Source organism: Shigella sp. FC1567, from assembly GCF_001743015.1.
Lineage (GTDB): Bacteria > Pseudomonadota > Gammaproteobacteria > Enterobacterales > Enterobacteriaceae > Escherichia > Escherichia coli.
In genome coordinates this window covers 1-900 of the sequence record NZ_MIIV01000320.1, presented here as the reverse complement: position 1 = coordinate 900, position 900 = coordinate 1, and the positions used below count along the sequence as shown (strand labels likewise).

Here is a 900-nt window from a genome sequence, read left to right as displayed (position 1 = left end):
AGGCTCGCCCCTCCGTTGTAATGTGCCAGCCGGGAGGCCGCTATCGGCGGCTTCTTCAGATAACGACCCAGGTAGCGCGCCGTATTCCTCCCGCCGGCCGTTTTTTTCGACATGTACACATGCCAGTATTTTCCTCCGGCTTTCAGCACCAGGCTTCTCCACTGTGATTCCGTCGTGATATGTGACAACGACTCCGGCATCGCCAGCCCCTCTGACCACGCTTTCAGAAGCAGCTGCCGCATATTCCACATCCACCGTGAACGCATCGCGTCTTTCAGGAAGCTCAGCTTTTTCCACTGACCATGCTTATTCAGACCTCCACAGGTTACAGACACATGTACATGCGGATGCCAGTTGAGACGACGGCCATACGTGTGGATGGCGCAGAAGATACCGGGTTCCTGCCCCCGTTTCCGGGCGGCATACAGCAGATTCTCCACCGCCAGACGGCACACGTCATTCAGCAGCCACCGGTTGCTTTCGAACACCGGCCACAGCGTGTCCGGCAGGGTGAAGACCAGGTGTACCCAGTCGCAGTCAGGAAGACGATTCAGCTGTGTCGCTATCCACAGGTCTGTGGCCTTTTTTCCGCAGGACGGGCAGGCACGGCTGCCGCATGAGTTAGTGACGTATCTGACGTGGGGGCACTCAGGTTTATCGCAGATGTATTCCTTCACTCCCAGTATCCGCGTGCCGCAGGCCAGCATTTTTGTGACAGCCTCAACCCTGATATCGCGCAGACCGCCCGCATCCAGGAAGGACGTCCAGCACTGGTTGGCTGTGAACAGGCGTTTCAGCGGGCGGGGCTGAAAATCACCACCACTTCGGGTCATCCGCCTTCATCTCCGCTTCTGTTTCGTATAAATCAAAACGACGGCAGGTATGGCAGAACGTGACGTA

General features: G+C 57.3%; 1 protein-coding gene and 1 pseudogene. Both read right to left on the bottom strand.

The genetic code is table 11. From position 1 onward, the window contains the following. The coding region (locus tag BHE85_RS16605; RefSeq protein ID WP_069673632.1) for an IS91-like element ISSbo1 family transposase at nucleotides 1-833 on the bottom strand (833 nt) is incomplete at its 3' end. Next, nucleotides 814-900 (bottom strand): annotated as a pseudogene (locus tag BHE85_RS27615) (hypothetical protein); the annotation flags it as partial. The pseudogene BHE85_RS27615 and the gene BHE85_RS16605, both read right to left, overlap by 20 nt.